Origin of the sequence: Persicitalea sp., from assembly GCF_041751555.1 — a bacterium.
GTDB lineage: Bacteria > Bacteroidota > Bacteroidia > Cytophagales > Spirosomataceae > Persicitalea.
In genome coordinates this window covers 1-5,281 of record NZ_JBGSXF010000614.1, presented here as the reverse complement: position 1 = coordinate 5,281, position 5,281 = coordinate 1, and the positions used below count along the sequence as shown (strand labels likewise).

The window sequence follows — 5,281 nt, the reverse complement described above, 5'->3', positions numbered from 1 at the left end:
CTCGCTGCCGTTTTCGACGATGCTGATTCTGGGCATTCTTTCCACGGGAGAGTTGTTCACGCACCTGCCCACCATTCTGATTGCGGGCGCGGTGCTTACGGCCTTGGGTATTCTTCCCAATTTGGTCACTAAATCATCTTACAAGCATTCGCCTTCGGAGGCGTAATAGCCAGAGTGTTTTCTATGGGCAAACCGCTCCTTTTTTCGTTAATTCTTGTCATAGGTTTTAGCTTCGCGGTGAAAGGTCAAAGCATGACCGAAGAACCTCTTCGCTGCGTTAAAACGGGCTTGGTATTGTCGAACCAAGCCCAAAAAACGGGAAAGACACCGAAAAGAGAAAAATGGCTGACGGCTTTGTACCTGTGCACGGATAATCTCAGCAGGGCAGATCGTCCGGACTGGCCGCTCGTTCCGGCTCTGTTGCTCGAAACTACCCCAACCTTGTCCGTCAAGACCGAACAAGGCCCGAAAGCCGTTGGAAAACTTAGAAAAGGAGATGTATTGTACCGTTACGAGGCCGAATCGCAGCAACTGACTACCTGGCGGGTGGGTATCGTTCACCGCAAAGCCAGGAAAGCGAGTGCATCGTATTCGCTGGTGACCGCGGGAGGGAGCCATTTTTCGGAAGCTAGAATCGCGCTCGAAGCTAGAATCGCGCTCAAAGAATAACTACCCTTCCCAGCCTTCGCGCACGTGACTGCCGTCGCAATAGGGTTTGTTTTGGGAAAAACCACAGCGGCAAAAAGCCGTCACTTTACTTTTCACTTCCTCATTTCCAGCAGCGTCTTTCACAATTAATTCGCCCTGAATGAGTAGTGGGCCGTTGGGCTTTACATCCACTACCGTGGAGGCTGCGCTGACACCAGGCTTTTCCGTCGCGTGACCATTTAGCATAGCCGCCCCATCCATACGGTAGCTCAATGCGCCCGAGGGGCATTTTTCCACCTGCGCCACAATCGTGGCCGAGTCAGCTCCGTCGAGATTGACCCAGGGGCGCTTTTGCGGATCGAAGACCGAGGGCAAACCCCGAAAACAAATGGCTGAATGAATGCACTTATGCGGTTGCCAGACTACCGTCACTTCGCCATTGTCGTAGTTCTTCGTAATTCTTTTTTCCATATGTACTTAGTCGGGGACTAATTTTAAACCTCCACTCTCCATCAATAAAACCTCCCCACGTACTTATTCTCCACAATTACCTTCCGCATTTGGTAGGGGTCGATGGGGCCTTGTTTAGCGTAAACGATCTTACCGCCTGGCTCCACCAAAATCGTGTAGGGCAGCGCCCCCTGCCAGTTGGGGTCGATGGCTTCGATGAGCTTGTACTTGTCCTCAAAGTTGATGAGGTAGTTGGGGTTGGAGGCGTACTTTCCCTGCAGGAATTTCAGTACTTTATCCTTCTTGTCGGGACTGTCGGCACTGATCGAGACGAACTCGAAATCGCGGCCCCGGTACATATGATGCATCGTCATAAAGTCGGGAAACTCCGCCACGCAGGGCCCGCACCAAGTGGCCCACACGTTGATGAGCCGTAGTTTGTCCGAATCATTTTTGATTAATTTCTTGATGCCCGCCTCGTCGATCATCGCTACGCTGACGGGTTCTTTCGCCCATTTATCGCGCTCGGTGGATACGCCTTTCTCCTTCTCGGCCCATTTGAGCGAGCAGCCGAAGGTTTTCGTGATAGGCACCGGAACGGGCTTCCCGGCTAACATCGCTTCAATGGCATTTCGGGCGTCCCTGTTTTTAGGCGTCCCTGAGGGTTTTTCTACGTCGTCGATGCGGCCTACGTACTGGAGATTACGGTCTTTGTCAAAAATAAAGATGTGCGGCGTGGCTACCGGACCATAGGCGTTGGCTGCGGCCTGAGTGTCGCCATCGTAGAGGTAGGGAAAGTTGTAGTTTTTCTCCTTAGCCCGAATTCTCATTTCCTCTTGAGTATCGCTCAAATCCGTGTAGCCCAGTTCATCCAGACGGATAGCCGAGGGGTCGTTGGACGAAATCGCCACCATTTGCAAGCCCTTGTCGCCGTAGTCTTTCACGAGCTGGATAACGCGATCCTCATAGGCTTGCGCCGTGGGGCAGTGGTTGCAGGTGAAAAGGACAGCCAGCACGGGCGCTTTGGCAAAATCTTTCAACGTATAGGTCTTGCCGTCCGTGCCGGGTAGTTTGAAGTCGGGTGCGGGGGTGCCAATGGCCAGGGTGGGCGCATGACTTTGGGCCAAAAGGGTACTTTGGAAGATCAGGGCCAGCAGTAAAAGCCCGCCCGCCCGCAAGAGTAATTTTCGCATAGCCATAAAGTTTAGATATTTAGTGTCCCTACCTTGTTCAAAACGCGCAAAAAGCTAAAAATTACTGTTTAGTTTTTGAATTAATAAAATAAAAAACTGACCTGTGCTTACGGGAGTTCAGCCAATTTCTGGTTAAAATTGTATTCTTGAATCTTGGTAAAAATAATTCTTATGATAAATTTCAGGCTACTTTCCATACTCCTTTTTGCACTGACTGGCGTGGCATCTTCGCTGGCCCAAACTACCTCCTGGAAGCCCGTTGGCGATAAAATAAAAACCCAATGGGCCAGTCAGGTGGATCCCGCTAAACCATTGACGGAATACCCGCGCCCGCAAATGATTCGTCCCGGCTGGCAGAACTTGAACGGCCTCTGGGACTACGCCATTGCGCCCAAGACTATTTCCGACACGCCTCCGGCCAAGTTTGACGGCAAGATTCTGGTGCCTTTCGCCGTGGAGTCGTCGCTGTCGGGCGTGGGCCGCACGGTGGGCAAGGACAGCCTGTTGTGGTACCGGACGACGGTTTCTTTTTCTTCCAAGTTGAAAAATGAAAGGGCGCTGCTGCACTTCGGGGCCGTGGACTGGCTATGCGATGTCTATATCAACGGCAAACGGGTTGGGTCGCATCAGGGCGGCTATGATCCTTTTTACTTCGACATCACTTCCCTGTTAGTGGAGGGTACGCAGCAGGAAATCGTGCTGCGCGTGTGGGATCCGAGCAGTGACGGCCCGCAGCCACGCGGCAAGCAAATCAAGGAACCGAAGGGCATCTGGTACACGCCCGTGACGGGTATATGGCAGACGGTTTGGCTGGAAAAAGTACCGCCTAGCTACATCGAGACTACCAAAAATACGCCCGACATCGACAAAAACATCGTCCGCGTGTCGGCCACCGCCAAAAACGCCGAGGCGGGCGACTTGCTGCGCATCAGAACCTGGGACAGGAACGCACTGATGTCCGAGAAGGAAGTACCCCTCGATGGCACCGCCGAACTACCCGTGGTGAACACCATCCTCTGGGAACCCGGCAAACCCTACCTCTACGAACTGACGGTGGCCCTGGTACGCAAAAAGAGAGTGGTGGACGAGGTGAAAAGCTACTTCGCCATGCGCAAGATCAGCCGCCAGGCCGACGCACAGGGCGTCCAGCGGATGCTGCTCAATAATAAGTTCGTATTTCAGTACGGCCCGCTCGATCAGGGTTGGTGGCCCGATGGCCTTTACACCGCGCCCACCGATTCGGCGCTGCTGTTCGACATCCAGAAAACGCGGGACATGGGCTTCAACATGATCCGCAAGCACGTAAAGGTCGAACCCGCCCGCTGGTACTACCACTGCGACCGCCTCGGAATGCTCGTGTGGCAGGACATGCCCAGCGGCGACCTCGGCAACCGCTGGGAAACGCGGCCCGGCGTGGAAGGCAGAGGTACCGAGCAGAACCGCACATCGTTGTCGGAGAGTATCTTCCGCCGCGAGTGGAAGGCAATTATGGACGCCCTGCACAATTTCCCCAGCATCGTGGTGTGGGTACCTTTCAACGAAGCCTGGGGGCAGTTCAAGACCGAAGACATCACGAAGTGGACGATGGATTACGACCCGAGCCGCCTGGTCAACAGCGCCAGCGGGGGTAATTTCCATTTCGTGGGCGACATCATAGACCTCCACAACTACCCCATGCCCGTCATGCCCTCGCCGAAGCTCTACGGCAAAGACCAGGTACTTGTCCTGGGTGAGTTTGGCGGCCTGGGCCTGCCCGTCCCGAGCCACACCTGGCAGCAAAAGGACAACTGGGGCTACCAGACTTTCAAAAACGCCGACGAGTTATTCAGTACTTACGAGGGGTATATGGAGACCCTTACGGACATGATTCGCCGCGGCCTGTCGGCGGCGATTTATACCCAAACTACCGATGTGGAAATAGAAACCAACGGCCTGATGACATATGACCGCGAAGTGATCAAAGTACCCGTTAAAAAGCTGGAGGCGTCGCACAAGAGTTTGTACGATAAGACTTTGGTGGAGATGAAGGAGTGAGATTTTAGACTCGGTATTTAGTCGCTAAAACTTTGTTTCGTTTATTTCGTTTGTTATTTTTACAAAAAAAGAAATGAACAATATGAACGCACTTATCAAAAAGCCATCGCGACAGGAGCAGCGAACCGCCAGCGAGTCGCTCCGCCGCTTAAATGCGGCAACGCAGAACAATAAGTCCACGCAAGTAAAAATTCAAGTGGAGGAAAGTGGGGAACTGATAAGTATTCCACCCAAGGCATTGGATGTGCTGGCCACAATTCTATCGCATATGGCCGAGGGTAAAGCCACTTCGGTCGTTGCGGCAGACGCTGAATTGAGCACCCAACAAGCGGCAGAACTACTGGGCGCATCAAGACCACATATAGTCAAATTACTCGAAGAGGGTACGATCCCCTTCAAAAAAGTCGGCAGCCATCGGCGGGTATTGCTGGAAGATATATTGAAATATCAGACCGAATTGCGACTAAAACGAAAAGAGAGATTGAAATTTTTGGCTAAACAGGCGCAGGAACTAGGGTTAGGTTATCAGTAAGGGATATGCCTGAGTCAATCGCTGTTCTGGACGCCTGTGTACTTTATCCCGCGCCCATAAGAGATCTGCTGCTTAATTTGGCTGATTTTGATTTGTTTGCCCCCAAGTGGACGGACGAGATTCAGAAAGAATGGACAAGAAACCTCTTGGCAAACCGTCCTGATCTGTTATCATCTCAATTGAACAGAACTATCGAGGCAATGAACAAGGCGTTTCCCGAATCGAATGTTAAGAACTACCGATTTGAAAAAACCGCCCATGACCGAAATGCAGGTTTTAGAAGTTTTTTCAAGGATTGGGCTTGATGGTGTTTATGACAAAATCTTAAAACTGATATGAAGGCTATTGCGGAACCATTCATTTTATAAAACCATGCTTGACAAAACCGAAGAACTACGCAAGAAGGAAGCAACCATTATCATGG

Annotated in this window: 6 protein-coding genes; 4 read left to right on the top strand and 2 right to left on the bottom strand. The window is 52.0% G+C overall.

Annotation, left to right across the window (positions count from 1 at the left end; all coding sequences use genetic code 11):
* The first annotated feature begins 252 nt into the window (after positions 1–252).
* On the top strand, positions 253–669 hold the full coding sequence (locus ACEW8P_RS21760) for a hypothetical protein (protein ID WP_373515176.1): 417 nt from the start codon (positions 253–255) through the stop codon (positions 667–669).
* On the opposite strand, the gene ACEW8P_RS21755 is transcribed toward ACEW8P_RS21760, so the two are convergent.
* Both ACEW8P_RS21755 and ACEW8P_RS21750 read right to left on the bottom strand, forming a co-directional pair.
* On the bottom strand, positions 670–1,119 hold the full coding sequence (locus ACEW8P_RS21755; RefSeq protein ID WP_373515175.1) for a (4Fe-4S)-binding protein: 450 nt from the start codon (positions 1,117–1,119) through the stop codon (positions 670–672).
* A 41-nt stretch (positions 1,120–1,160) separates the two neighbouring features.
* Entirely contained in the window at positions 1,161–2,291 is a 1,131-nt protein-coding gene (locus ACEW8P_RS21750) for a redoxin domain-containing protein (RefSeq protein ID WP_373515174.1), read from the bottom strand.
* 171 nt (positions 2,292–2,462) lie between these two features.
* Between ACEW8P_RS21750 and ACEW8P_RS21745 the strand changes: the two genes are divergently transcribed.
* The 3 genes from ACEW8P_RS21745 to ACEW8P_RS21735 all read left to right on the top strand — a co-directional run bounded on the left by ACEW8P_RS21745 (position 2,463) and on the right by ACEW8P_RS21735 (position 5,162).
* On the top strand, positions 2,463–4,325 hold the full coding sequence (locus ACEW8P_RS21745; RefSeq protein ID WP_373515173.1) for a glycoside hydrolase family 2 protein: 1,863 nt from the start codon (positions 2,463–2,465) through the stop codon (positions 4,323–4,325).
* Positions 4,326–4,407: 82 nt separating this feature from the next.
* A complete protein-coding gene (locus ACEW8P_RS21740; protein ID WP_373515172.1) occupies positions 4,408–4,857 on the top strand; it encodes an excisionase family DNA-binding protein in 450 nt (149 codons plus the stop codon).
* Between the two features lie 5 nt (positions 4,858–4,862).
* The gene (locus tag ACEW8P_RS21735) at positions 4,863–5,162 is read left to right on the top strand and encodes a hypothetical protein (RefSeq protein WP_373515171.1); all 300 of its coding nucleotides are present in this window, start codon (positions 4,863–4,865) and stop codon (positions 5,160–5,162) included.
* Positions 5,163–5,281 lie beyond the last annotated feature (119 nt).

Bases quoted from the DNA above. Each gene is read 5' to 3' on its own strand.
- ACEW8P_RS21755 (WP_373515175.1), bottom strand. From the start codon at position 1,119: ATGGAAAAAAGAATTACGAAGAACTACGACAATGGCGAAGTGACGGTA.
- ACEW8P_RS21745 (WP_373515173.1), top strand. From the start codon at position 2,463: ATGATAAATTTCAGGCTACTTTCCATACTCCTTTTTGCACTGACTGGC.
- ACEW8P_RS21735 (WP_373515171.1), top strand. From the start codon at position 4,863: ATGCCTGAGTCAATCGCTGTTCTGGACGCCTGTGTACTTTATCCCGCG.
- ACEW8P_RS21750 (WP_373515174.1), bottom strand. From the start codon at position 2,291: ATGCGAAAATTACTCTTGCGGGCGGGCGGGCTTTTACTGCTGGCCCTG.
- ACEW8P_RS21740 (WP_373515172.1), top strand. From the start codon at position 4,408: ATGAACGCACTTATCAAAAAGCCATCGCGACAGGAGCAGCGAACCGCC.
- ACEW8P_RS21760 (WP_373515176.1), top strand. From the start codon at position 253: ATGACCGAAGAACCTCTTCGCTGCGTTAAAACGGGCTTGGTATTGTCG.